22 protein-coding genes are annotated in these 24,467 nt (G+C 66.0%); 11 read left to right on the top strand and 11 right to left on the bottom strand.

Features of this window, described 5'->3' with window-relative positions; genetic code table 11:
• Positions 1-4: 4 nt before the first annotated feature.
• The 5 genes from dcd to RM463_RS05565 all read right to left on the bottom strand — a co-directional run bounded on the left by dcd (position 5) and on the right by RM463_RS05565 (position 4,482).
• Positions 5-571 carry a dCTP deaminase gene (dcd, locus tag RM463_RS05585; RefSeq protein WP_132042428.1) on the bottom strand — a complete coding sequence of 189 codons (567 nt, stop codon included), beginning with the start codon at positions 569-571 and terminating at the stop codon, positions 5-7.
• 104 nt (positions 572-675) lie between these two features.
• Positions 676-1,476, bottom strand: coding sequence for an iron-sulfur cluster carrier protein ApbC (gene apbC / locus RM463_RS05580; protein ID WP_409228418.1), 801 nt, complete (start codon positions 1,474-1,476; stop codon positions 676-678).
• Between the two features lie 158 nt (positions 1,477-1,634).
• Positions 1,635-2,840 carry a hypothetical protein gene (locus RM463_RS05575; RefSeq protein WP_311429299.1) on the bottom strand — a complete coding sequence of 402 codons (1,206 nt, stop codon included), beginning with the start codon at positions 2,838-2,840 and terminating at the stop codon, positions 1,635-1,637.
• 148 nt (positions 2,841-2,988) lie between these two features.
• Positions 2,989-3,720 (bottom strand): RNA pseudouridine synthase, encoded by a 732-nt coding sequence (locus tag RM463_RS05570; protein WP_311429298.1) that lies wholly within the window; start codon positions 3,718-3,720, stop codon positions 2,989-2,991.
• Between the two features lie 87 nt (positions 3,721-3,807).
• The gene (locus tag RM463_RS05565; RefSeq protein ID WP_195689380.1) at positions 3,808-4,482 is read right to left on the bottom strand and encodes a hypothetical protein; all 675 of its coding nucleotides are present in this window, start codon (positions 4,480-4,482) and stop codon (positions 3,808-3,810) included.
• A 205-nt stretch (positions 4,483-4,687) separates the two neighbouring features.
• On the opposite strand from RM463_RS05565, the gene RM463_RS05560 reads away from it, so the two are divergent.
• Positions 4,688-5,614 (top strand): YihY/virulence factor BrkB family protein, encoded by a 927-nt coding sequence (locus tag RM463_RS05560; protein ID WP_311429596.1) that lies wholly within the window; start codon positions 4,688-4,690, stop codon positions 5,612-5,614.
• 30 nt (positions 5,615-5,644) lie between these two features.
• Here the strand turns inward: RM463_RS05560 and RM463_RS05555 are convergent, their stop codons facing one another.
• The 4 genes from RM463_RS05555 to RM463_RS05540 all read right to left on the bottom strand — a co-directional run bounded on the left by RM463_RS05555 (position 5,645) and on the right by RM463_RS05540 (position 10,215).
• The gene (locus RM463_RS05555; protein ID WP_311429297.1) at positions 5,645-7,072 is read right to left on the bottom strand and encodes a phospholipase D family protein; all 1,428 of its coding nucleotides are present in this window, start codon (positions 7,070-7,072) and stop codon (positions 5,645-5,647) included.
• A gap of 175 nt (positions 7,073-7,247) precedes the next feature.
• The gene (locus tag RM463_RS05550; RefSeq protein ID WP_311429595.1) at positions 7,248-8,777 is read right to left on the bottom strand and encodes a tripartite tricarboxylate transporter permease; all 1,530 of its coding nucleotides are present in this window, start codon (positions 8,775-8,777) and stop codon (positions 7,248-7,250) included.
• The gene (locus RM463_RS05545; protein ID WP_195689382.1) at positions 8,777-9,223 is read right to left on the bottom strand and encodes a tripartite tricarboxylate transporter TctB family protein; all 447 of its coding nucleotides are present in this window, start codon (positions 9,221-9,223) and stop codon (positions 8,777-8,779) included. Before RM463_RS05545 ends, RM463_RS05550 begins: the two co-directional genes overlap by 1 nt.
• A 5-nt stretch (positions 9,224-9,228) precedes the next feature.
• Positions 9,229-10,215: a tripartite tricarboxylate transporter substrate-binding protein gene (locus RM463_RS05540; RefSeq protein WP_311429296.1), complete on the bottom strand. Its 987-nt coding sequence runs from the start codon at positions 10,213-10,215 to the stop codon at positions 9,229-9,231.
• A gap of 244 nt (positions 10,216-10,459) precedes the next feature.
• Here RM463_RS05540 and RM463_RS05535 point away from each other — a divergent pair, with 244 nt between their 5' ends.
• The 4 genes from RM463_RS05535 to RM463_RS05520 are packed head-to-tail and all read left to right on the top strand — an operon-like array spanning position 10,460 to position 14,203.
• Positions 10,460-11,074, top strand: a complete 615-nt coding sequence (locus RM463_RS05535; protein WP_195689384.1) for a helix-turn-helix domain-containing protein — start codon at positions 10,460-10,462, stop codon at positions 11,072-11,074.
• A complete protein-coding gene (locus RM463_RS05530) occupies positions 11,071-11,736 on the top strand; it encodes a response regulator transcription factor (protein WP_195689385.1) in 666 nt (221 codons plus the stop codon). Before RM463_RS05535 ends, RM463_RS05530 begins: the two co-directional genes overlap by 4 nt.
• Positions 11,733-13,106, top strand: a complete 1,374-nt coding sequence (locus RM463_RS05525) for a sensor histidine kinase (protein WP_311429295.1) — start codon at positions 11,733-11,735, stop codon at positions 13,104-13,106. Before RM463_RS05530 ends, RM463_RS05525 begins: the two co-directional genes overlap by 4 nt.
• On the top strand, positions 13,103-14,203 hold the full coding sequence (locus tag RM463_RS05520) for an ABC transporter substrate-binding protein (RefSeq protein WP_311429294.1): 1,101 nt from the start codon (positions 13,103-13,105) through the stop codon (positions 14,201-14,203). The genes RM463_RS05525 and RM463_RS05520 overlap by 4 nt, the downstream gene beginning before the upstream one ends.
• Positions 14,204-14,233: 30 nt before the next feature.
• Here RM463_RS05520 and cobA read toward each other — a convergent pair whose 3' ends face one another.
• Positions 14,234-15,061, bottom strand: coding sequence for a uroporphyrinogen-III C-methyltransferase (cobA, locus tag RM463_RS05515; RefSeq protein ID WP_311429293.1), 828 nt, complete (start codon positions 15,059-15,061; stop codon positions 14,234-14,236).
• A 157-nt stretch (positions 15,062-15,218) separates the two neighbouring features.
• Positions 15,219-16,676 (bottom strand): sodium-dependent transporter, encoded by a 1,458-nt coding sequence (locus RM463_RS05510; protein WP_311429292.1) that lies wholly within the window; start codon positions 16,674-16,676, stop codon positions 15,219-15,221.
• Positions 16,677-16,809: 133 nt separating this feature from the next.
• On the opposite strand from RM463_RS05510, the gene cfa reads away from it, so the two are divergent.
• The 6 genes from cfa to RM463_RS05480 all read left to right on the top strand — a co-directional run bounded on the left by cfa (position 16,810) and on the right by RM463_RS05480 (position 24,425).
• The gene (gene cfa / locus RM463_RS05505; RefSeq protein WP_311429291.1) at positions 16,810-17,961 is read left to right on the top strand and encodes a cyclopropane fatty acyl phospholipid synthase; all 1,152 of its coding nucleotides are present in this window, start codon (positions 16,810-16,812) and stop codon (positions 17,959-17,961) included.
• A 198-nt stretch (positions 17,962-18,159) separates the two neighbouring features.
• Positions 18,160-19,059 carry a sensor domain-containing diguanylate cyclase gene (locus RM463_RS05500; protein ID WP_311429290.1) on the top strand — a complete coding sequence of 300 codons (900 nt, stop codon included), beginning with the start codon at positions 18,160-18,162 and terminating at the stop codon, positions 19,057-19,059.
• Positions 19,060-19,126: 67 nt separating this feature from the next.
• On the top strand, positions 19,127-21,100 hold the full coding sequence (locus tag RM463_RS05495; protein ID WP_311429289.1) for a RecQ family ATP-dependent DNA helicase: 1,974 nt from the start codon (positions 19,127-19,129) through the stop codon (positions 21,098-21,100).
• 60 nt (positions 21,101-21,160) lie between these two features.
• Entirely contained in the window at positions 21,161-21,499 is a 339-nt protein-coding gene (locus RM463_RS05490) for a 4a-hydroxytetrahydrobiopterin dehydratase (protein ID WP_311429288.1), read from the top strand.
• A complete protein-coding gene (locus RM463_RS05485) occupies positions 21,500-22,687 on the top strand; it encodes an amino acid aminotransferase (protein WP_311429287.1) in 1,188 nt (395 codons plus the stop codon).
• 217 nt (positions 22,688-22,904) lie between these two features.
• Positions 22,905-24,425, top strand: a complete 1,521-nt coding sequence (locus RM463_RS05480; RefSeq protein ID WP_311429286.1) for an NCS2 family permease — start codon at positions 22,905-22,907, stop codon at positions 24,423-24,425.
• Positions 24,426-24,467: the final 42 nt, after the last annotated feature.

Genomic DNA, 24,467 nt, shown 5'->3' with positions numbered 1-24,467 from the left:
GGTCTCAGGTACGCGGCAGGGTCACACCCCGCTGGCCCATATATTTTCCGCCACGATCCTTGTAGGAGGTCGCACACACCTCGTCGGACTCCAGGAACAGCATCTGGGCCACGCCCTCGTTGGCATAGATCTTGGCCGGCAGGTTGGTGGTATTGGAGAACTCCAGGGTGACATGCCCCTCCCACTCGGGCTCCAGCGGGGTCACGTTGACGATGATGCCACAACGGGCATAGGTGGACTTGCCCAGGCAGATGGTCAGCACACTGCGCGGGATGCGGAAGTACTCCACGGTGCGCGCCAGGGCAAAGGAGTTCGGCGGGATCACGCAGACGTCCCCCTTCACATCGACGAAGCTCTTGTCGTCGAAGGCCTTGGGATCCACGACCGCCGAATGAATATTGGTGAACACCTTGAACTCGTCGGCACAACGCACGTCGTACCCGTAGCTGGACGTTCCGTAGGAGATCACCCGACGCTCGTTCACATAGCGAACCTGATCGGCCTCGAAGGGTTCGATCATCCCCTCCTGCTCGGCCATGCGGCGAATCCAGTTGTCGGACTTGATGCTCATCGAAACCTATCCTGCGGCTGTGAAAGTCGGGGGCAGACAGTGCCCGGGGCCGCCATGATAACGGCCCCGGGCACGGGCGTCACGCCGCCCCGCTTGTTCAAGGCTCAGTCGCTGAACGAGATGCTCGGCCCGTCGCTGCTCTTCCCCTGCAGCTGTGCAACTACCTGGCGCGCCATGTCCCGGAAGGTGCCGGTCACCTCGCCCTCCGGCTCGGCCACCACCGTGGGCCGGCCACCATCGACTTGCTCGCGGATGGAGAGCGCGAGTGGCAGACGCCCCAGCACACGGGTTTCGTACTCCTGGGCGATACGCTCGCCGCCACCCTCGCCGAAGATCGGCTCCGCATGACCGCAGCTCGAGCAGGTATGCAACGACATGTTCTCCACCACCCCGAGCACCGGCACATTGACCTTGCGGAACATCTCGATGCCCTTGCGAGCGTCCAGCAGCGCGATATCCTGGGGGGTGGTGACGATCACCGCGCCATCCACCGGCACCTTCTGGGCCAGGGTCAGCTGAATATCGCCGGTGCCCGGGGGCATGTCGATAAACAGGTAGTCCAGGTCGTCCCAGACGGTCTGATTCATGAGCTGCTGGAAGGCACCCGCCACCATCGGCCCGCGCCACACCATGGGCTCACGGATATCGACCATGAAGGCCATGGACATGGCCTGAATGCCATGGGCCTGGAGCGGATGCATGGCATTCTCGCCGGCGCCCTGAGGCCGAACGCCTTCTCCCACGCCAAGCATCTGGGCCTGGCTGGGGCCGTGGATATCGGCATCCAGGATGCCCACGCGATAGCCTTCCGCCGCCATGGCCAGGGCCAGGTTAACGGTGACGGTGGACTTGCCGACGCCGCCCTTGCCGGATGCCACGGCGACAATATGCTTGACCCCTTCGATCACGTCCTGCTCCTTCTCTTTAGATTCATCGGGCCGGCTCGCGGCCGACAGGCTAAGTACCATTATACGCCCTGGGGCAAGACGACCGAACCCGCCATAAACGAATGGCGGGCCTTGAAGGCCCGCCACCGCATATCCCTGGCCGAGGTCGGCCCCTCTCAATCTTGCTGAGTGGATGCCTCGACTTCATCCTTGGCATCCGACTCAGGGTCGGCGGCTTCACTCTCCTTGCCCTGGGCCGACGCTTCATCACCACCCTGCTCGCTCGACGCCTCACTGCCCTGCTGGGCACTTCCAGCCTCGGTGTCCTCGCCGGTTTCACTCTGGGTGGCCGAGGGCGATGCCGCCTCGCCGCTCGCGGCGCTTGACGCCTCGCTACCCATCTCCAGCGACTCGAGCTTGCGACGCCAGGAGGCCAGCTGGGACTCCAGCTCCTGAAGCTGCGTCTCTCGACTCTCGACCTTGCTCTCCACGTCGGCAAGCTCATCACGACCGATGTCGATGGCAAGCTGGGTATCCTCGAGCTGACGCTGGGCATCCTTGACCGCCTGCTGGGCCGCATCACGCTCCTTGCCCAGTGAATCAAGCTCCTGAGTCAGGGCATCACGCTCTTCACCAAGCTCCGTCAGCCGAGTCTGCAGCTCATCGAGCTCGGCCTTGCTGGACTCGACCTCCTCCTTGAGCGTCGCCTTGCTCTCCTCCAGAGAGGCGATCTCTTCCTTCAGGCCATCCAGGCTGGACTCCGCCTGCTGACGTGCCTCCTCGGCTGCCTGACGCTCCTCCACCGCGGTCTGGCGCGCCTGCTCGGCCTCCTGGCGCTGGGCCTCGGCCTCCTGGCGGGCACTCTCGGCGGACTCACGCGCCTCTTCGGCGTCATGCCGCGCCTGCTCCACGGTATCGCGCTCCTGCTTCAGCTCCTTCAGGGCCTGCTCGAGCGTCGCCTGCTCCTCTTCGAGGGTCGCGATACTGGTCTCCAGGGCCTGCTGGGACTCCTGCAGCTCCTCGATTCGGCTCTCGGCGCTGGTGATCTCGGCCTGAACGGCTTCCAGGCGCTCCTGTGCCTCGGCTTCACGCGCCTGGACATCGTCCTCCAGGGCCTGACGACGCTGCTCGAGTTCGGCGATTTCGGCCTCCAGCGCCTCGACCTCCTCGCCGGCCTGTCTGTGCTCCTCCAGCTGAGTGCTCAATGCCTGGTTGCGCGACTCGAGCACCGCCATCTCGGCCTCCAGCGTCTCCCGCGCCTCCTTGTGGCTGCCGGCACTGGACTGGGCGATGATCGCCCAGACGATGCCGACGGCTGCCACCCCGGCGAGGCCACGCACGCGATTGTCCTTGAACGGTGATGTCTGACTGGTTTCCGACATGGATGCATCCTTTTCATTATTGATTCAGCCTGAGGGTCGACACCCGCTCGGCACTCGATGGCCGAAGTCAAGCTGTGACCAGTTCTCAGAATCAGCATACAGAGCGGCACCGACCGGGGAAAGGGCCGCCGTGTGCCGTCGCCGGGCGTTAGAAGCGCTCGTCGCGACGCAGGTAGCGCCATCGCCCGGCCGGCACCGCACCCAGTGACACGCCACCGATGCGCAGGCGCCGGCTAGCCACCACGCCCAGCCCCACGGCCCGGCACATCGACTCGAACTGACCCGGGGTCACCCCCTTGGCGGCGAAGCGTAGCCGATTCTCGCTTTGCCAGCTGACCTTGCACGCCGTCAGGCGCTGGCCGGTTAGCGTCGAGCCCTCCCTCAGCGCCGCCAGCCCATGCTCGTCCAGGCTGCCGGTCACATCCACCAGCCACTCCTCCTCCAGCCGCGAGCGCTTCTCCTCGAGGCGTCGGATAACACCACGGTCCTGGGTGAACACCAGCAAGCCCGTTTCCGCGGGCCCCAGCGGCAGGCAGGTGACCAGGCCACGAAAATGCGCCTTCAACACCCCCTTTCCGGCAGGGTCCTCCGACCAGTGGGTGGCCTTGCGAATCACGCATCTAGCCAGATCCTCTCCCTCGCTAGCGTCCATGTCGGCAGGACGGTGGTAGAGCAGCGTCGCCGGCGGAATCTCCCGGGGGATGGCTCCCGGCAGCAGCGTGATCGCCTGGTCGACGACCTTGAACTGGGGCTCCTCGACGACCCGGCCGTCGACGCTCACCCAACCTCCGGCAATATAGAGTTCGGCCTCGCGGCGTGAGCAGGGCAGCTCACGAGCCAGCCGCTTGGAGAGTCGCTCCCCGCCAACCGTTTCATTCATCGTGAGGTTCTCCCTGGGAATAAGATCCTGTTCGCAAGCTGCCGGGGCAGGCAAGGAAGCGTCACTTCGACTCGCCTGGCCGGCATTTCAGTAAGCCAGCCAGATGCAGTGCCTGGCCCCCTTGCCCGGGCGCTGGGCACGCACCGTGACCGTCTCGACCAGCAGACCGACCCGGCGCAGGCGCTCGGTGAAGGCCGGATCCTCGCCGGCCGACCACACCGCCAGCACCCCGTCGGGACGCAGCGCCCGCTGGGCGGCGGCCAGCCCCTTCGGCGAGTAGAGCCAGTCATTCTCCCGGCGTGTCAGCCCCTCGGGGCCGTTGTCGACATCGAGCAGGATGGCATCGAAGCCGCCGGGCTCGTCCCGCAGCAGCTCTCCGACATCTCCCACCACGACCCGCGTTCTCGCATCGTTCAGCGGATGGCCGGCGGCAGCACCCAGCGACCCTCGGTTCCACTCCACCACGCCGGGCACCAGCTCGGCCACCACGACCTCCGCATCCTCGCCCAGGGCGGCGAGTGCCGCCGCCAGGGTAAAGCCCATGCCAAGGCCGCCCACCAGCACCCGGGCACCAGGACGCTCGGCAACCCGCCGACACGCCAGCTCGGCCAGGGCGTCCTCGGAGCCGTGCAGGCGGGTATTCATCAGCTCACCGGGAGCCCCTGCGATGCGAATGGAGAACTCATCATTGCGCTTGAGCAGGCGCAGCCTGGTGCCCTGACCAGGAATGGAAGCGGTGCCGATCTCTTCGAATTTTGCCATGGAGTCTCAATGTCGAAAGAAGGTGAATAACGGAGAAATAAGGGGGGAGTCACCAGTAAAGGTTCCACCGCATTATGCGGCCTCCGGTAACACGCCGCCATGCGCACTCCCCGCCGGAGACGCCTGGTTGACACCGAAGTGTCGCGTTGACGACAGATGGCCGAGCGGGCGTATGATGAGGGACTTCCCGCGGATCGCCATGCCGATGACATCCCCCTCACCTGCTCACTCCCCTGCTCTCACTCTGCTTCCGCGGGTCACACGTTTCCTGTGGCGGGTACTCTGTGCCTTTCTGCGCAACCGCGGGATGCTGCTCGCCGGCGGGGTAGGCTACAACATCCTGCTCTCCATCGTGCCGCTGTTTGCCCTGCTGGTGGTGCTGCTGGCCGAGGTGGTCGACAGGGCGCACCTGCTGGAGGTGCTCTCGATCCAGGCCCGCCACCTGGCACCGGCCCACGCCGAGGTACTGCTCGATGCCGTGCGCGCCCTGCTCGAGTCGCGCGAGGTGATCGGCCTGCTGGGCTTTCCCATCCTGCTGCTGTTCAGCTCCTTCGCCTTTCGCATGCTCGAGGATGCCCTGGCGATCATCTTCCACACCCCGGACTCCCAGCACCAGGGGAGGAGCGTCTGGGTCTCGGTACTGCTCCCCTACGCCTTTATGGTGGTGCTGGGGGCGGGCCTGCTGGCACTCACCCTGGTGGTCAGCCTGTTCAGCGGTCTCAATGCCCTGATGCTGGCATTGACGGGACACGGTCTGCCCCTGGCCGGGCTCTCCGAGCCGCTGCTCAACCTGACCAGCTTCGTCGGGGTATTCCTGCTGTTCAGCGCCATCTACAAGGTGCTCCCGGTCGTCAGGATCGCCCTGCGTCGCGCCCTGATAGGGGGCTTCGTGGCCGCCCTGCTATGGGAGGGGGTTCGCCTGCTGCTGGTCTACTACTTCGCCAACCTCTCGTTTGTGAACGCCGTCTACGGCTCCCTGGCCACCCTGATCGTGGTGCTGCTGAGCCTGGAGGTCGGCGCGATCATCCTGCTGCTGGGTGCCCAGGTGATCGCCGAGCTGGAGCGCAATGCCCGTCTCGGCCTGCCCTGGCACCTGGATGCTCGTCGCCAGGCCGTCACCCATGTGGACTGATGACCAGCGAGGCGACGCCTGGCACCGGTGCTAGAAGGTGGATAACCCCGTCGCCTCCATGACGCGATAGCGCAGACGCTGCCAGAGCGACGCCTTGTCAAAGGCGCCAAACGGCTCGCTGGTGACACGCCCGGGCGAACTGTTCCAGCGCTCATCGAAGAAGGCCCCGGCCTCCTGGAGAGCCGGCGTATCGGCCGGCCCCACCAGGCGCACACTGGTCTCGAGGTTGAGATTATCCAGGTTGCGTCGAGTGAAGTTTGCCGAGCCCAGAATCAGCTCGCCCTGACCGCCGCCGGCCGGACGACGCAGCAGTAACTTGGTGTGACACTGCTCGCCCTGCGTCACGCACCAGCGCACCTCCACCCCCTGCCGATGAAGCTCGAGGGCCACCGGCCGATTGGGGATCCCTCCCTTCTCGATGCCGAAGGCGCCGCGATTGGGATCGAGCAGCACCCTCACCCGCACGCCACGGTTCCTGGCCTGCTCCAGTGCCTCGATCACCCCACGGTGGGCCAGATAGAACACCGCCACGTCGAGGCGGTCATCGGGGTCACTGGCCGAAATGGCGTCCAGCAGGGCATCCCGAATCGCGCCCTCGGTCAGCAGCTGCATTCGAGCCCCCTCCGACGGCGACGGGGATGCCGGGGCGGACGCGGGGCCGGGCAGGGTGATGCCCGACCAGGCCGCCACGCTCCGCTCGCTGGCCAGCAGGTCCAGCGCTGCCGCCCCCTGGAAGGCCAGCGCCACATTGCCGTGCAGGCTGCTGGCATCATGGGGGTTGGCCGAGGTCACCAGCCCGGCCCACTTTTCTCCGCGATCCACCACCAGCGTCTTGCGGTGATTGGCATTGAAGTTGAGCAGGTCCAGATAGCTGCGCAGGGTGACGCGCCCCGGCCCCAGCACATTGGGCAGCCAGCCGCCATCGGCACGATTGCCGAGCCAACGCGGCCCCAGGTGCCAGAGGCCGGACCAGAGCGGGTTGGAGGCACGCAGTCGGGTCAGGTCGGTCTCGACCACCCGCACCCCTGCCTGACGCAGGCGCTCGAAGTGATCGAGCGCGAGGCCGCCGTAGAGGGTGTTGAGCGGGTCGGTGATCACCACGGCATCGAGCTCGGGGTAGTCACGCTTCTGATCGATCAGCGCCTGGGTCAGTTGGGCCGAGAGGGGGCGGAACGCTTCGCCGGCGGCACTCCCGGCAAAGTCGTTGAACAGGAACATGTCTGCCACCACCAGCCGACGCGCCTGCCCGATCAACGCCAGCGCCTCGTCGAAGATGGCCTGGTCGAGATGGCGCCTGCCTTCGGCGTCATACCAGGTACGGTCGGCCAGAAAGCGCACCCGCTCGGCGGGCCGCTCGGGAAAGGCCACACCCACCCCGTCGGGGAGTGGCTTAACGCGCTGCCAGGCACCCATGCCGCCCCACGCCAGCAACAGCACCGCCAGAATCCACAGCCCCATGCGTCGTGCCCTCGTCCTGACCATCTGCCGCCCTCACCGATGAATCACTCTCTGCTGATGCTCGGACCAGCATACCCGCGCACAACGAAAAGCGCAGTGCGCGAGCCATGGCCCTCGAATGACAGAGTGGGGCGCCGACCGTGTCGACGCCCCGCTTCGCCACCCCGTGGAAGGCTCAGTCCCCTTCGGGGTTGCCGGACGATGCCGACGCGACCTTCATGCGTCGACGCAGCAGCGGGCCAACGACATAGGGCAGGATCAGCCCCAGGCCGGCGAATACCCACAGCCCGATGGCCAGGCCACTATCCCACAGCACGGTCCAGTCACCATCGGAGATATCCATGGCGTGACGCAGGTTCTTCTCCATCTCGGGGCCCAGCAGAAGACCGAGGATGATCGGCACCAGCGGGATCTCCAGCTTGCGGAAGAGATACCCCGCCACGCCGAAGGCCACCATGAAGTAGAGGTCGAAGGTGGTGTTGCTGATCGAGTAGATGCCCACGAAGGCGACCATGGTCACGATCGGCAGCAGGAACATCGGCGGCACCGAGAGCAGCCTCACGAAGATCCCCACCAACGGAATGTTCAACAGCAGCAGCAGGAAGTTGCCGATCAGCAGCGCCGCGATCACGCCCCAGACGATGTCGGCGTTCTGGGTGAACATCAAGGGACCGGGGGTGATGTTCAGCGAGATCAGCAGTGCCAGCAGTACCGCCGTGGTACCGCTTCCCGGCACTCCCAGCGTCAGCATGGGCACCAGCGCCCCGCTGGAGGCCCCGTTGTTGCCGGCTTCGGGGCCGGCCACGCCGCGCGGGTCACCCTGGCCGAAATAGCCCTTCCTGCCGACCACCCTCTTCTCTAGGGTATAGCCGATAAAGCTGCCCAGCGACGCCCCCGCCCCCGGGAGCACCCCCGCGATAAACCCCAGCACACCGCCCCTGAGGCTCGACGGGAGGATATTGCGGATATCGGCCCACTTCAGCGACAGCTTGTTGACGACCATCTTGTCCTTGCCACCGCCGGCCTTCTCCTCGATAAAGAACAGCAGCTCGGAGATGGCAAACAGGCCGACGATGGCGATGATGAAGTCCACCCCCTCGTAAAGCTCCAGCACGCCGAAGGTGTAGCGCTGCACGCCGGTGTTATCGATGCCCACCGTCGCGATCATCAGACCGATACAGGCCGCCACCACCGTCTTCATGGGGTTCTTGCCGGTGATCCCCCCCAGGGTGGCAAACGCCAGCAGAAACAGCGCGAAATACTCCGCGGGGCCGAAGGTCAAGGCAAACCGCGCCAGCAACGGCGCCAGCAGGATCAGGCCGATGGTGGCGATCAGGCTACCGATGAACGACGCCACCGCAGAGATCGCCAGCGCCTCGGCGGCCTTGCCCTGACGGGCCATGGGGTAGCCATCCAGGCAGGTCATCATCGCCGGTTCGTCGCCGGGGATATTGAGCAGGATCGAGGAGATCCGTCCACCATACATGGCCCCGGCGTAGACCGCGGTCAACATGATCAGTGCCGTTTCGGGCGCCAGCCCCAGGCTGAAGGCCAGCGGGATCAGAATCGCGACCCCGTTGGCCGGCCCCAGGCCCGGCAGGGCACCGATCAGCGTCCCCAGGAAGGCGCCGAGCAGTGCGAACATCAGATTATGCGGCGCCAAGGCGACGCCGAAGCCGTCGATCAGATAGCCGAGGGTCTCCATCAACTCACCTCCAGGAAAGAGAGCAGCCCCAGCGGCAAGGCCAGATCGAGGGCAAAGTTGAACAGCAGAAACACCCCCACCCCGGAGATCGCCCCGGTGATGAAGGCGCGCAGCGGGGCGCTACCCATCCGCCAGCACAGGGTACCCACCGCCAGGGTCGTACTGAGGATAAAGCCCAGTGGCTGCAGCAGCGCCGCATAAAGCACCAGCACCACCACCGCAATCACCAGCTCCAGGCCGGTGCGACTCCAGGGCCAGGCGTTGTCGGGATCGGGACGCACGACGAGATAGAGGCTTGCGAGGACCAGCACCACGGAGAGCAGCAGCGGGAAGGTCTCGGGCCCCACCGCCTCGCTGCCCCCGAAGGGCGCCGGAAGCTGAGTGGCACCCCAGCCGTACGCGACGGCCAGGGTGATCAGCAGAATGCCGAAGATACGATCGTTCATGGTACTCACTGGATCAGCCCGATGTCCCTGGAGAGCTGCTCGATATCGGCGATCTGCTCCTTGACGAAGGTCTCGAACTCCTCGGCCGTCATATGGAACGGCATCAGGCCATTGCTGACCATCAGCTCCTTCCACTGGTCGCTCTCATAGATGGTATCCATGGCCTCGAGCCAGTACTCACGGGACGCGTCGGAGATATCGGCGGGCATATAGAAGCCACGCCAGTTGGGGCCCACGGCCTCGATACCCTGCTCGATGGCGGTCGGAATCTGATCGAACTCTCCTGGCAGCCTCTCCTCGGAAAGCACCGCGAGAACCCTGAGATCCCCCGACTCCATGAAACCCTGGGCCTCGGAGATATCGCCGGTAAAGGCATCCACGTGGCCGCCGACCACCTGGGTCATCGCCTCTCCCCCATTGTTGTAGGAGAGGTAGGGGATTCGCGGCAGCTCATCGACACCGGCGGCATCGGCAGCGATCAGTACCTTCAGATGGTCCCAGCCGCCCTTGGCGCTGCCCCCGGCGAACTTGACGCTGCGGGGGTCCTCGTCGATCGCCTCCATCAGGGCCGGCAGGTCCTGGTACTCGGAGTCCGCGGCGACCGCGATCACGCCGTAGTCGGCGCCAAGCGCCCCGATCCAGTTGACCATGTCGGCGTCCATGCCCGGAAACTGGCCCTGGGCCAGGCGGGTCGTGGTGGCGGTCGAGGCAGCCACCAGCAGCTGCTCATCACCGGCACGCTTGCTCACCACATGGGCATAGGCCACACCATCGCCGGCCCCCGCCATGTTCAGGGTCTGAACGTTACCGGGCACCAGGTCCAGGTCCTGCAGGACATTGCCGACGCTGCGGCAGGTGAAGTCCCAGCCGCCACCGGGATCCGCGGGCGCGATGCACTCCACCTTGCCCTCGGGTTCGAACGCCATGGCACTTCCGGCGCCGACGGTCAGTGCGGCGACGGCGGCGAGGCTGAGCGACGTCTTGATCAACATGAAGGTGTCCCCTTTCTTGTGTCGGGTAAAAGCAAAAGCAGGCGTCTTGCCGAGTGCTGCCACTTGCCGGGTTCAGTCATCTGGCTTACAATTCCGTAAGGCAGAACTTCATTCTTCAGAGTAGAAAGCTAGTGGGCGCCACCCGAGGCGTCAACACCACCCGGGTGGATTGCGACCAAAGTACGACACCGCCGGTGCCGCAACGCCTCACATGTCGGTGTCGTCCCCAAGGAGATTCTCGAGTATGGCCCAGGATCGCGTGGAAGCCGTCGAGCGCGCCTTGACGGTACTGGAGGCCTTCGATGGAGAGCGCACCGCCATGAGCCTCGCCGAACTGGCCCAGGCCACCGGCTTCTACAAGAGCACCCTGCTGCGGCTGCTCGGCTCGCTGGCCCGCTTCGACTATGTGCGGCGCGGTAGCGATGGCCTCTGGCAACTGGGCGACAGCCCCGAGCGGCTGGCACGCCGACAGGCGCCCGCCCAACGACTCGCCGCCCGGGTCCAGCCACTCCTCGATGAGATGGCCAGGGAGCTCGGCGAGACGGCCTCGCTGCTGGAGCAGACCGGAGAGACGGTCGAGTGCCGCCTCGCTTCCCTGCCCGCCACTCCGCTGCGTCATGACCTGCATCCGGGCATGGGGTGGCCCCTGGACCCCGGCATGCCACCCTGCCTCACCTTCGCCGGCGGCATCATGGTCACCCAACCACTGCTCGAACTGCCTGGCGTCCCCCGGCGCTGGCTGGCCCTCTCGGGGCCGAAGGGGCGCCTAAACAGCAACCAGGCCTCCCAGGCCCTGGTCAAGGCCGCCGCCAGCCTGGAGCGTCGACCGCGAGGAGTCGACGCCGAGGAGGTGTCATGAAGCTGCTGCTGGTGGAGGACGATGCCCTGCTGGCCGACTCCCTGCTGGAGCTGCTGCGTGGCGAGGGCCATCGGGTCGACCACCTGAGCGACGGCGATACGGCGCTGGCGTGTCTGGCGACCGCCGGCCACGGCGTCGATCTGGTGCTGCTCGACCTCAATCTGCCCGGCGCTGGAGGCCTCGAGGTGCTGGAGGCACTGCGCCGCCATGATCGGGAGACGCCGGTGCTGATATTGACCGCTCGCGGCGCCGTGGCCGATCGTGTCCGCGGCCTCGATCTGGGCGCCGATGACTATCTGGGCAAACCCTTTGCCCTGGATGAGCTGGAGGCTCGAGTACGGGCCCTGCTGCGTCGCCATGCCCGCACCACTCGCCTGACGCTGGGGCCGCTCGAGCTCGACGCCACCACCCTCGGTTTCACCCTCGACGGCGAGCCCTTTCCGCTGCCGCCGAGGGAGCAGCGGCTGCTGGCCTGCCTGCTGCGCCACGCCGGTGAACCGGTGGAGAAGTCTCGACTCGCCGAGGAGGCCTTCGGCGGCGAGCCGATGGGTGACAACGCCATCGAGGTCTATGTACACCGCCTGCGCAAGCGTCTCCCCACCGAGCGGCTCTCCCTCAGAACGGTACGCGGCCTGGGCTACCTGCTGGAAACCGGGTCGTGACGCTCGCCCACAGCCTGTATGGACGCCTGCTCGCCTGGCTGGCCCTGCCGCTGCTGACATTGGGCGCCCTGCTGCTGCTGCAGGCCTGGCTGGAGGCCAGGGCCACCGCCGACCGTGCCTATGACCGCCTGCTCGACGCCTCCAGCCTGGCCATCGCCGAGCAGGTGCAGTGGCAGGATGGGCGTCTCTGGCTCGACCTGCCCCCCGCGGCCCTAGAGATGCTCGCGGGTGATGCCCAGGAGCGTGTCTTCTACAGCCTGATCGACCAGCAGGGCCGGCACATTACCGGCAATGCCCTGCTGCCTGCCATCGCCGACACCCACGGCACCGATGAAGGCCCCCTGCTCTATCGTGACATCGCCTGGCAGGGCCTGCGTCTACGCCAGGGCATTCGCCGCTCGCATCTCGAGGGCTGGCGCAGCAAGGAGCGTTTCGAGGTCAGGGTTGCCCACACCCGCGAAGGACGTGACGCCCTGCGCCTCGAGCTGCTGCGCGGCAACCTGGCGGGCATCCTGGGCATGGGGGCGCTGGCGATAGCGACCCTGCTGATGGCGGTGCGCGGAGCGCTGAAGCCGCTGACGCGCCTGCGCCAGGCCATCCGCACGCGGGACCCGCGAACCCTGGCCCCGCTCGACCTGGCACTTCCCAGGGAGCTTGCCGAACTGCGCGAGGCACTCAATGACCTGCTGGCGCGGATGCGGCGGGTGCGCGCCAACCAGGAGCGCTTCATCGGCGACGCCTCTCACCAGCTCCGCACGCCCCTGGCCGGCATCTCGGCGCGGGCCGAGCTGGCCCTGCGCCAGACGCAGCCCGAGCAGTGGCGGGCGGCCCTGGAAACGATTCACACCACCAGCGAGCGTACCGCCCGGCTCGCCATGCAACTACTCTCGCTGACCCGTCTCGACAACCCCGAACAGCGCCCCGAGCTCATCCCCGTGGACCTCAACGACTGCGTACGCCAGGCGGTGCGCGCGCACTGGGTGAGCTGCCACCAGGCGGGTGTCGACCTGGGTGCCGACTGCCTGGCATCCCCGGTTTTCGTTGCGGCGAGCGACTGGCAGCTCCAGGAAGCCATGACCAATCTTATCGACAATGCCCGCCGCTATGGCGCTCGCCGTATCACCCTCGGCGTATTGAGCCACCCTCCCCGGCTCTTCATCGAGGATGACGGCCCGGGCATTTCGGCCGAGCAGCGACTGGCGGTACTACGCCCCTTCTATCGTGGCCGCGACGACGGTGAGGGCTCGGGGCTGGGACTCGCCATCGTCGACGGGATCGCCCGCAAGCATGGCGCGAGACTCTCGCTAAGCGAGGGTGAAGCGGGTCGCGGCCTGCGGGTGGAACTGACATTTCCGGAGACAGCATCGTGACCCGTCATTTACTCGCCCGAGGCTTCTTCCTTGCTCTGCTCTACCTGCTGCCATTTCATGCTCTCGCCGCCCAGATCCTGCACCTGACCGCAAGCGACGACGCCATAGCGCGACAACCGCTGGTGATTCACGCCGCCCTCGACCCGCCCCAGGCGCGACCGCTGCTGGCAGCCTTCCAGCGACGCCACCCAGGGGTCGATATCACCTATCGAAACCTGACGACCCTGGCCCTGCATGAACGCTTCCTGGCACACCCTGGTGAGGCCGATGTGATGATCTCCTCGGCCATGCCCTGGCAGTTCGCGTTGGCCAACGCCGGCCATGCCCGCCCTCTGCGAGCTCATATTCCCGACGACTGGCCGGTGTGGGCACACTGGCGTCGCGAGCTGGTCGCCTTCACCTTCGAGCCCATCGTCATGGTCGTGCACCGTGAACTGGCGCAGATCGGTGCCACGCCGCGCAATCATGCCGACCTGCTGGAGCTGCTGGCCACACATCCCGAGGCACTGGCGGGCCGGGTGGCCACCTATGATCCGGCAAGCAGCGGCGCAGGCTATGCCTACGCCATGGAGGAGTCGCGACTCTCGCCACGCTACTGGGACCTCGTGGCTGCCCTGGGCAACGTCGACGCCCAGCTGGTCGAGACCACCTCGCAGATGCTAGATGGACTCCGGGATGGCCGCTTCCTGATCGGCTACAACCTCCTGGGCAGCTACGCCGCCCCCGTCGTCGAGGATGACCCCGACCTCACGCTGATCATCCCCGATGACTACACACTGGTAACCCAGCGTCTGGCCTTCGTTCCACGCCAGGCCCCGAATCCGGCCAGCGCCAGCCTGTTCATGGACTTTCTGGTGAGTCTGGAGGGGCAGCGCACCCTGGCAGACGCCACCACCCTGGGCGCCCTCCACCCCGCCCTGAGCGGCCCGGGAACCGCCACCCAGTTGCGCGAGCGTTTCGGTGATGCCCTGCGCCCTCCCGACCTGGGACCCGGCCTGCTCGCCGGCCTCGACCGGCTCAAGCGCCAGGCCCTGCTGGCTCGCTGGCAACGCGAATTTCAGCGAGCCCTCGGCAATGATGAAAAATCCAAACAATGACGAAGAGAACGAGGAGAGCACGGCTCTCGATCAGGGGCGCCGCCGAGCGGTCTCCCAGCCGGGGGTAACGGCCATCGAGGGCACGAACCAGCTAAGGCGATCATGCAGCGCCACCACGCCGCCGACGATGATCAGGGTTGGTGGCTGCAGGCCACCAGCGGCAAGGGCTTCGGGCAGCCCCGCAAGACTCCCCCGGTGCACGCGCTGGCGGGCGGTGGAGCCCTGCTCGATCAAGGCCACCGGCGTCTCCTCGGGCAGGCCGTGGGCGACCAGCTGATGACAGATCTTGGGCAGGCTATGCAGCCCCATATAGAACACCAGGGTCTGCCCGGGGCTCGCCAGTGCCGGCCAGTCCAGCTCGGCACTGCCGTTCTTCAGGTGCCCGGTGATGAAGCGTACCGACTGGGCGTGGTCGCGGTGGGTCAGCGGAATACCCGCATAGGCCGCACAACCCGAGGCCGCGGTGATGCCGGGTATCACCTCGAAATCGATGCCAGCCGCCGCCAGACTCTCGAGCTCCTCGCCGCCGCGCCCGAAGATGAAAGGGTCGCCGCCCTTGAGTCGCACCACTCGCTTGCCCTGGTGTGCCCAGTCCACCAGCGCCTGATTGATCCCGGCCTGGGGAAGACTATGGTCGGAGCGTGCCTTGCCCACATACAACCGCCGTGCCAAGGGGTTGGCCATGGCCAGCACCTCGGCACTCACCAGGCGGTCATGGAGGATCACCTCGGCCGCCTCGAGGCGCCGAAGCGCCTTGATCGTCAACAACTCCGGGTCGCCGGGGCCGGCACCCACCAGACTGACACGACCGGCGTGCCCGGGAGCCCGGTCGGAGGATAGCGGCGGCTCTTGCTTCATATTCCTTGACACCCATAAATTACCAGAACTTTATTCCACAAAGTAATTTATGGGGCAGGCATTTTCTACTTATCGTTCGACACAAGCATATAACCGCGAAGAGAAGAGCCCGCCCCCGGGTCCGAGGGCGAGCGGGCAGGCGACCGGGAGCCCAGCATCAGTTGCGGAGCGAGCGTCTGAGCCGAGGGCTGACCAGCTCCCCCACCAGGGTGAGCATCACCAGCAGGGCCAGCAGCCAGGGCCAGTGAACCGCGAACTCCACGCTAGCGATGCCCAGGGCATCGACGAAGATTACCAGGATGCCCAGCGGGCTGACGTAGCGCACCATGAACAGCCACAGGGCATACCAGGAAGAGGCCAGCCCCAACTCATCACGCATGGGCGCGGCACGCAGAACGAAGCCCGCCAGCAGTGCCATGCCCAGGCCGCCCAGCGGCATCAGCCAGCGCGACGTCAGATAGTCGAGCCAGTCGAAGAGGTGGCGGCCCGCCAGCGTCCAGTCCGCGCCAATATTGAAGGACAGCATCGCCAGCGTGCTGATGACCCAGAGCACGCTGCCCGCCCCCCAGGCCGCGGCTCGCCGCGAAAGCCCATGACGGTCGCAGAGCCAGGAAACGGTGGCCTCCACCATGGAGATCGACGAGGTCAAGGCCGCCATGGAGAGCATAACGAAGAACAGCACCCCGAACAGGGTGCCCAGCGGCATGGACTGAAAGGCCAGGGGCAGACTCATGAAGATCAGCCCGGGCCCCTCGCCGGGATCCATGCCATTGGCGAAGATCGCCGGAAAGATCGCCAGCCCCGCCATCAGCGCCACCAGGGTGTCGGCCACCGCCACCGTCAGCGTGGTGCGTGCAATGGAAGCCTCCGCCGGCAGGTAGCTGCCGTAGGTAAGAATGGCACCGGAGGCCAGGGACAGGGTAAAGAAGGCATGGCCCAGCGCCGCCAGCAGCCCTTCGCTCGAGAGCGAGCCGGCGTCGAAGACAAACAGGAAGCGCAGGGCATCCGTAAAGCCGCCGGAGAAGACGCCGTAGACGATCAGCACCAGCAGCATCACCACCATGCCGGGCATCATCCAGCCGACGCTCTTCTCGATGCCACCCTGGACCCCCTTGCCGACGATGACCATGGTGAGCACCGTCACCAGGGTGCTCCACAGGCCGAGGCTCCAGGGGCTGGCGTTGTTGGCCTCGAAGATGGCCACCATGTCCTCGACGCTGCCACCGGCCAGGCCACCGCTGAGCATCTTCCAGAGATAGGCGAATGACCAGCCGGCCACGACCACATAGAAGCAGAGGATCAGGAAGCCGCAGAGCATCGCCATCCAGCCCAGCAGCGACCAGCTCCCCGACCGCCCCGACTCGGCTGCCATCCGGCGCACAGCATCGATCGGGCTGCCGCGCCCTCGGCGTCCCAGGGCAATCTCGGCCATCATCACGGGCACCCCGACCGCCAGGATGCAGGCCAGGTAGACCAGCACGAAGGCACCTCCACCATACTCGCCGGTCATGTAGGGGAATTTCCAGATATTGCCCAGGCCCACCGCCGAACCGGTGGCCGCCAGCACGAAGCCCCAGCGGCCCAGCCACTGAATGCGGGGTTGCGTCGTCGTCATATCATGCCCATCGCTTGAGGTGTCGCCGCCACGCCACAAGGCAGTGGCAAAGCCGTGTATTGTGCCGGATTTTTACCTCGCTGACAGGCTCGACTATGCTCTATACGCGAGACCATGGGATGCGGAGCCAGCCATGACCAGTGACCCTCGAATCAGACCCACCGCCCTCCCCGATACCCGTGCCCGCCGAGTCATCGAACAGCTACTCGACGGCTCGGGCGTCAGCCTCAACGGTGACGCGCCTCAGGACCTGCGGATCTATCACCCGGACTTCTTCTCCCGGGTACTGCACCAGGGCACCCTGGGTCTCGGTGAGGCCTATATGGATGGGTGGTGGGAGTGCGAGCGCATCGACGAGATGGCCTATCGACTGCTTCGCCACGGCCTCGGCGATCGTGCCCACACCCCGTCGGAGCGACTCATGTACCGCCTCCAGTCGGGGTTCCTCAATCTGCAGAGCAAGGCGCGCGCCTATATCGTCGGCGAGGCCCACTACGATCTGGGCAACGATCTGTTCGAACGCATGCTCGACCCCACCATGTGCTACTCCTGTGGCTACTGGAAGACGGCAGACACCCTGCACGAGGCGCAGCGCGCCAAGCTCGAGCTTGCCTGTCGAAAGCTCGAGCTGTCTCCCGGCATGCGGGTACTCGATATCGGCTGTGGCTGGGGCAGCTTCGCCGAACATGCCGCACGCCACCACGGCGTCGAGGTCACCGGCATCACCATCTCCCGGGAACAGGCGGCACTGGCCGAGGAGCGCTGCTCCGGGCTGCCGGTGAGCATCGAGCTGATGGACTATCGTGACCTGGCGGGACGTTTCGATCGCATCGTCTCCATCGGCATGTTCGAGCATGTGGGTCATCGCAACTATCCCACCTACTTCGCCACCGTGGAACGGCTGCTGGAGGCGGAGGGTCTCTTCCTGCTGCACACCATCGGCTCCAACCACTCCGAGATCAGTGCTGACCCCTGGGTCAACAGATATATCTTTCCCAATGGCGTGCTGCCCTCGGCGATGCACATCGCCCGTACCAGCGAACCACACCTGCTGATGGAGGACTGGCAGAACTTCGGCCCCGACTACGACCGCACCCTGATGGCCTGGCTGGCCAATGTCGACGACCACTGGCACGAGATTGCCGACCGCTATAACGAGCGTACCCGACGGATGTTCCGCTACTATCTCGCGGTGTGCGCCGGCGCCTTCCGGGCACGCCACCTGCAGCTCTGGCAGATCGCCTTCTCTCGGGACCGCGCGGCACGCTATGATGCCCCGAGGTGATTCTGCCAGCGGCGAGGTCGGTCAAGACAACCGAACTTGTAGCCAACCTCTTACATCGCCAGCCACCACCCGCCGACGAATACACGCGCTTGATTGCGCTAGAATGGCCGCTTGATCTGACCGCGTCTCGACGGTAGGCACTTATAACGATATTAGCTCCTGTACGCAGCAGGGCACTGAAAACGAAAAGGACCCCGCATGACGTCAACGGCAGTCATGCCAGACGGAAGGGTGTTCGACACGGCACTGATCGAGCAACTGCCCGGTGTTATCTTTCAGCTACACCGCAGTCACGCCGGAAAGCTGCACTTTCCCTATCTGGCGGGGGCAGGCATCCGCCTGATCGGCATCGCCCCCGAACGCCTCACCCTGGATGCCCGCCCCGCACTGGAGCGCCTGTCGGATGACGACTACCCACGGCTGATGACGGCACTGGAGCGCTCCATGCGCTGGCAGTCGCCGCTCAACACCCGGTTTCGACTGCGCCTCAAGCAGCGGGGACTCCGCTGGATCGCCCTGCATGCCCGACCGACGCCGTCCGAGGATGGCGTGCTGTGGCACGGCATGATGATGGATATCTCCGAGCAGGTCGCCGAGGAGGCACGGCTGCGACGCCTCTCCGATACCGACGACCTGACGGGACTGGCCAATCGCCGCCGCCTGATGACACGCCTCGATGAGGCCGTCTCCCTTAGCAATCGTCATGCCACGCCGCTGTCGCTGATGATCCTGGATATCGACCACTTCAAGAGCGTCAACGATACCTACGGCCATCTGCAAGGTGATGAGGTGCTCCGCCGGGTGGCACGCCTCTGCCACGACAGCCTCCGGGAGGAGGACCTGGTGGCTCGCCTGGGGGGCGAGGAGTTCGCCCTGCTGCTGCCCCTGACGCCTCGCCACCAGGCTCTGGCCCTGGCGGAGCGCCTGTGTCGCATCATCGCAAAGCATGACTTCGACCTGGCGCACCCTGTCACGGTCAGCATCGGAGTCGCCGAGCATCGCGTCGGTGCAGACCGCCGCCAACTGCTCGAGCGCGCCGACCGACAGCTCTACGTGGCCAAGGACAAGGGGCGCAATCAGGCCATGGCCGAGACCTGAATCGGGGGCGCATTCTCCTCCCGCAGCGGCTAGACTGGACGTTCATCCATGTAAAGCTGTACTCACCATGATCGACGACACCCTGCGGCGCCTCTTCGGCTACGCCGACTTTCGCCTCGGCCAGCGGCCGGTGATCGAGGCGGTGATTGCCGGCCGCTCGGCGGCGGCCATCTTCCCCACCGGCTCGGGAAAGTCGCTCTGCTATCAGCTTCCCGCCCTGCACCTGCCCCACCTGACCCTGGTGATCTCGCCGCTGCTGGCGCTGATGCAGGACCAGCTCGCCTTCCTGAACCGCCACGGCATTGCCGCTGCCAGCATCGACTCCGGGCAGAGCCGCGATGAGGCCGCGGCGGTGATGGCAGCGGTCGAGCGTGGCGAGATACGCATCCTGATGATCTCGGTGGAGCGCCTCAAGAACGAACGCTTCCGCGCCTTCATTCGCCGCGTGCCGATATCGTTGATGGTGGTCGACGAGGCGCACTGCATCTCCGAATGGGGCCACAACTTTCGTCCCGACTACCTCAAGCTGCCCGACTACCAACGGGAGTTCGCGATTCCCCAGGCACTGCTGCTCACTGCCACCGCCACACCCAGGGTCATCGATGACATGTGCGAACGCTTCGCCATCGCGGCAGGCGACGTCACCGCAACCGGCTTCTATCGCGAGAACCTGGACCTGACGGTGGCCCCGGTCCCCGCGGATTCGCGCCCTCGGGCGCTGGCGAGCTGGCTGCAGCAACAACGTATGCAGCAACAACGTGGCGACGGCTCGCCCTTCCCCACCATCATCTACGTCACCCTGCAACAGACCGCCGAGCGCCTGGCCGCCTACCTGGGCAAGGCCGGCATCAGCGCCACCGCCTACCACGCCGGGTTGGATGCCGAGAAACGCGAGGCGATCCAGCGCGACTTCATGGCCGGCCACAATGACTGCATCGTCGCCACCATCGCCTTCGGCATGGGCATCGACAAGGCCGATATCCGTGCGGTCGTGCACTTCGATCTGCCCAAGTCGATCGAGAACTACAGTCAGGAGATCGGCCGCGCCGGACGCGACGGCAGGTCCTCCAGCTGCCTGATGCTGGCCGGCCACGACACCCTGGGGGTGCTGGAGACCTTCGTCTACGGGGACACCCCGGAGCATCACGGCATCCGCCGCGTCATCGATGAGCTGCGAGGTGCGGGGCCTCGCTGGGAGCTGACGCTCAACACCCTCTCCCAGCACGCCAATATACGACCGCTACCGCTCAAGACCCTGCTGGTACAGCTTGAACTGCGTGGCATCATTCGTCCACGACACGCCTATTTCGCCGACTACCGTTTCAAGCTGCTGTGCGAGCCCGAGAACCTGGTGGCCCGCTTCCAGGGCGAGCGCCAGGCCTTCGTACAGGCGATCCTCGATGCTTCGCACAAGGCCCGCACCTGGCACGACCTGGACTTCACCCGCCTGGAGGCGCTGGGCCGGGAGCGCGGCCTGGATACCACCCGCAGCCGGGTCATCACCGCGCTTGACTACTTCGTCGACAAGGGCTGGCTCGAGCTGCAGAGCCGCCAGCTCACCGAGGTCTTCGAGGTACTGAGTCCCGATATAGACCCCCAGGCGCTGAGCAACGAGCTCCATGACTACTTTCGCGACAAGGAGGCCGCCGAGATCGCCCGTCTGCATGCCATGCTCGAACTCTTCGAGAGCGAGCGCTGCCTGAGCCGTCGCCTGGCCGAATGGTTCGGCGATGACCGGGCCCCCGAGCATTGCGGCCACTGTTCGGCCTGCCGCGGCCAACCCGCGCGTCTCCCCCGGGGGCCAGAGCGTGAACCGCTGTCGACCCGCCAGCCAGATGCGCTGCTCGGCGAGCTCCGGCAACGCCTGGCCGATCAGGGAGACGATCACCCCATGACGCCGGACCTGCTGGCACGCTTTCTATGTGGCATCGCCACCCCTCTCTTCACCCGGATCAAGGCCAGGCAGCTACCGGGATTCGGCGCCCTCGAGGGCTACCCCTATGCCGACGTGCGCGACTGGGCCGCGCACCACGCGGCTTGACGGCCTGGCGCGGGTGCACGACCTTGCGAAGTGAACCATCATCGATCTGGAGGAGACACCATGAGCCAGCTTTCCCAACAGGCCTGCGAGGCCTGCCGCAGCGACGCGCCACGGGTCACGGAAGAGGAGGTCGAGAGGCTCGCCGCCGAGCTGCCCGAGTGGCAGATCGTCGAGCGCGATGGCATCATGAAGCTCGAGCGGGTCTTTACCTTTTCCGATTTCCAGCAGGCGCTGGCCTTCACCCAGCGTGTCGGTGAGCTCGCCGAACAGGCGGATCATCACCCGGCCCTGCTGACCGAATGGGGCCGGGTCACCGTGACCTGGTGGTCACACAAGATCAAGGGCCTGCACCGCAACGACTTCATTCTTGCCGCCAGAACCGACGAGGTAGCGAAATAAATGTTCGAACACATTGAGCGGGTTCCCGGGGATGCCATCCTCGGTCTGATCGAAGCCTTCAAGAAGGACACCAACCCTCAGAAGGTCGATCTCGGCGTCGGCGTCTACAAGGATGCCCAGGGCACGACCCCGGTGATGCGCGCCGTCAAGGAAGCCGAGGCCCTGCTGCTCAAGAACGAGACCACCAAGACCTACATCGGCTCCCACGGCGCGCCGGCGTACGGCCAGGCGGTGCTGCCCATGGTGCTGGGCGAGGGGTCGCCGGTGCTCGAGGCCGGTCGTGCCAGCGCGACCCAGTCGCCCGGCGGCACCGGCGCCCTGCGGCTGGCGGCGGACTTTATCGCCAACCAGCTGCCCGGCAAGGACGTCTGGGTCAGCGACCCGACCTGGCCGAACCACCTGGGCATCTTCCCGGCCGCCGGCCTGACGCTGCACAAGTACCCCTATGTGGATGCCGAGAACCGGCTGGACTTCGACGGCATGCTCGGCGCGCTCAAGCAGATCCCCGAGGGCGACGTGGTGCTGCTGCACGCCTGCTGTCATAACCCCACCGGCTTCGACCTCTCCCGGGCCCAGTGGCAGCAAGTGCTGGAAGTCGTTCGCGAGCGCAATCTGCTGCCGCTGGTCGACTTCGCCTACCAGGGCTTCGGCGAGGGCCTGGACGAGGATGCCTACGGCGTTCGCCTGCTGGCCGAGAACCTCGATGAGGTGATCATCACCAGCTCCTGCTCCAAGAACTTCGGCATCTACTGCGAGCGTACCGGCTGCCTCATCATGGTCGCCAGGAGCGCCGAGCAGATGGAGAACGTGCGCTCACAGGTCGCCATCGTGGCCCGCGAGAACTACTCCAACCCGCCGGCCCACGGCGGCGCCATCGTCAGCGAGATCCTGCACTCCGCGGAGCTCGCCGCCCTCTGGCGCGAGGAGCTCACCGAGATGCGTGATCGCATCAACACCCTGCGCCGGGATTTCGTCGAGGCCCTCAAGCCCTACGGCCTGGACGAGAAGTACGCCTGCGTGGCCGAACAGCGCGGCATGTTCAGTTACACCGGCCTGACACCGGAACAGGTCGACCGTCTGCGCGACGAGTTCGGCATCTACATGGTGCGCTCCGGCCGCGCCAACGTGGCCGGTTTCTCCCACGAGAACCTGCCCTACCTGGCCAAGGCGATCGCGGCGGTCAACTGATCGACGCCACCTCAGCCAGTTCAGACGCCCGGGCCCTGCCCGGGCGTCTGCATTTCGGGTAGACTTCGCGCCTTCGATATCCATCGACTCGATAGCCGCCGGGGCCCGGGGCGCCGCGTGGCGTCCGTGGAACGACCGAACTTGACCAGTCAGTCAGATACAGACGAGACTGCTCTTCGGCCCTGTTCCAATAATCCGATAACCCAGAGGCTTCCCCATGGCGGCTCCCTCCGTGCATCACTCGGTCCATTACCCCTGGTACAAGAAGGAGGACACCGACGCCTTCTTCGCCCTGTTCCAGAACAATATCGCCAACTTCGTGATCATCGCCATCACCATGCTCGGCATGGACTTTCCGGCGTCGATCGTCTTCGGCCAGGTACTACCCGGTGCCGCCGTGGCGGTGATGGTCGGCAACTTCTACTACGCCTGGAGCGCGGCACGCCTGGCACGCAAGGAGAACCGTGCCGATGTCACCGCGCTCTCCTACGGCATCTCCACCCCGGTAATGTTCGTCTTCCTGTTCGGCGTGCTGCTGCCCGCCAAGCAGCTCACCGGCGATGCCGAACTGGCCTGGAAGGTGGCGGTGGCCGCCTGCTTCATCAGCGGGGCGATCGAGGCGATCATCAGCCTGATCGGCCGCTGGGTCCAGTACCATCTACCCCGAGCCGCCATGCTGGGCGCCGTGGCGGGCGTGGCGCTCACCTTCATCGCCGGCGAGATGCTGTTCAAGACCCTGGAGATGCCGGTGATCGGCCTGCTGGTGCTGGCGATCATCATCGTCGGCCTGGTGGCCAGGGTGGCGATGCCCCTGCGACTGCCCACCTCGCTGTTCGCCATCGTGGTGGGGACCGCCATGGCCTACCTGATCGGGGATGCGGGTGGCGAGCGCTTCAGCGATGCCTTCACCCACCTGGGCTTCTATCCGCTACTGCCCAACCTGGCCTGGCTGGAGGGGCTGGGGCTCCTGTTCACTGGCATGCTGGCGGTGCTCACCGTGGTGCTGCCCATCACCCTGTACAACGCCATCGAGACCATGAATAACGTCGAGGCCATGGAGGCCGCCGGCGACAAGTATGATGTGCGCGAATGTCAGGCGGTGGATGGCGTGGGCACCATGCTCGGCGCCCTGTTCGGTGGCGTCTTTCCCACCACCGTCTATATCGCCACGGTGGGCGCCAAGTGGATGGGCGCCGGCCGCGGCTACAGCCTCCTCAACGGTGCCGTCTACGCCCTGGCCACCATGTTCGGCCTGATCGCCGCCCTCGCCGCCATCATTCCGGTATCGGTGGTCGCCCCCATCCTGGTCTTCGTCGGCATGTCCATGATCGCCACCGCCTTCCAGTCCAACGACACCCGCTACTATCCGGCGGTGGCGCTGGCCATGCTGCCCTACTTTGCCAACTACGTGATGACTCGCTTCAACCGCGCCGCCGAGGAAACCGTGTCCGGCATCTCCAGTGGGGTGGTTCCTCTGGGCCAGGGCGCCATGTTCACGGCAATCCTCCTTGGCGCCATGACCGTGTCGGTGATCGACCACCAGTTCCGCCGCGCCGCCGCCTTCGCCGCCGTGGCCGCGGGCTTCTCCTTCGTGGGGCTGATGCACGCGCCGAAGCTTGCCATCAATGCGGCGGGGGACTACACCCTCGGCTACCTGGTGATGGGCGTCCTGTTCCTCTACTTCGCCTGGCAGGAGCAACGCCAGGCGGCGAACAGCCCCGCCGCCCCGGGTCGCTGAGCGTTACCGACTCCCTCAAACGACTCGCCCCGCCAGATGGCG

This window comes from Halomonas sp. LES1, assembly GCF_031846005.1.
Lineage (GTDB): Bacteria > Pseudomonadota > Gammaproteobacteria > Pseudomonadales > Halomonadaceae > Halomonas.
The sequence above is the reverse complement of the archived record's forward strand: the minus strand, read 5'-3'. Positions and strand labels throughout refer to the sequence as shown.